We start from the raw sequence: 1,094 nt of genomic DNA, 5'->3' as shown, positions 1-1,094 counted from the left end.
CTGGTCCGGCACCGATACTTTCACCGAATATGCCATATTGTTGCCTACATTTGCAACTGATAGGGAAATCTCGCCTGCATCACTTTCGGAAAAGGAAACATCAAAGTCAGTTTCTCCACCTACGAAAAGCCCTGCTGTGGTCTGTATACTTTTTGTATTGGATTCATAGTCTTCAAAGCTAAGATTTACATCCAGAGTGTAGAGTCCCGGGTCTGCGTTTACATCTGCCATTACTGAATAAGCAACGGTTACTGATTGGCCTGCTTCGAGATATTTAATGTATTTGGTGTTGTCCGAGTATACCGGCAGAATCACCCCTTTAGGATCTTTCCAGGAGACTACCATATTTTTCAGAGGTGAGTTTCCCGTATTCGTTATGATGAATTCAAGAGGCTCTTCCTTTGCTATGTCAATATTCGCCTTGTTTATGGTCACAATCTGAGCGTATTCCTTACCCCTGATCTCTAGCTGGATTGTTTTTGTAGTAGTAACTGTGTTTGATGAGGCTCCGCTTTCTTTCGCAGTGGTGGTAATATCAATATCATATGTGCCTTCTGAAGCGTTGGCATCTGTCATAAGCTTGAATTTAAGGACTGCTGCATCGTCATCATCCTGCCGTGCATTCAGGTAGGAGATCTCTTTTACAAGATTTTCTCCTGATATTTTGCTGAAAGGATATTCCGGATTGACTGTAACAGTTATGTCTTTGAGGTCAGCATTTCCTACATTCTGTACGCTGGTCGTGAGTTCAACAGGTTCTCCAGGACGAGCGGTATCAGGGTTTTGATTGGTTAAATTTACTTCTACAGATGCAGAATTTATGTTTCCGTTTGAGCCAAGTGCTGTTCCGGCTCCAAGGCATATGAATGCTGAAAACAGCAGTAAAAGTGTTAGCAAAGAGAACTTTTTCATTTTAATCCCTCAGGTTCATTTTTCGTTCGTTTTTCGATTTTTTCGATCTCCCCATCTCTTATGTACACAACTCTTGTTGCATACTTTACAATGTCAAGATCATGGGTCACAATAATGATTGTCTTTCCTTCTCTTTCGTGCAACCCGTCCAGAAACCCCAGGATATAGTCCCCAGTCTTGGT

At 42.0% G+C, this 1,094-nt stretch carries 1 protein-coding gene and 1 pseudogene; both read right to left on the bottom strand.

The window, feature by feature from the left end; genetic code table 11:
• A partial coding sequence (locus RG963_RS16495) for a COG1361 S-layer family protein (protein WP_310577359.1) occupies positions 1 to 912 on the bottom strand: 912 nt, incomplete at its 3' end.
• Positions 909 to 1,094 (bottom strand): annotated as a pseudogene (locus RG963_RS16490) (ABC transporter ATP-binding protein); the annotation flags it as partial. The gene RG963_RS16495 and the pseudogene RG963_RS16490, both read right to left, overlap by 4 nt.

Origin of the sequence: Methanosarcina baikalica, from assembly GCF_031461075.1 — an archaeon.
In the GTDB taxonomy this organism is placed as follows: domain Archaea; phylum Halobacteriota; class Methanosarcinia; order Methanosarcinales; family Methanosarcinaceae; genus Methanosarcina; species Methanosarcina baikalica.
This window is presented reverse-complemented; position numbering and strand designations above follow the sequence as displayed.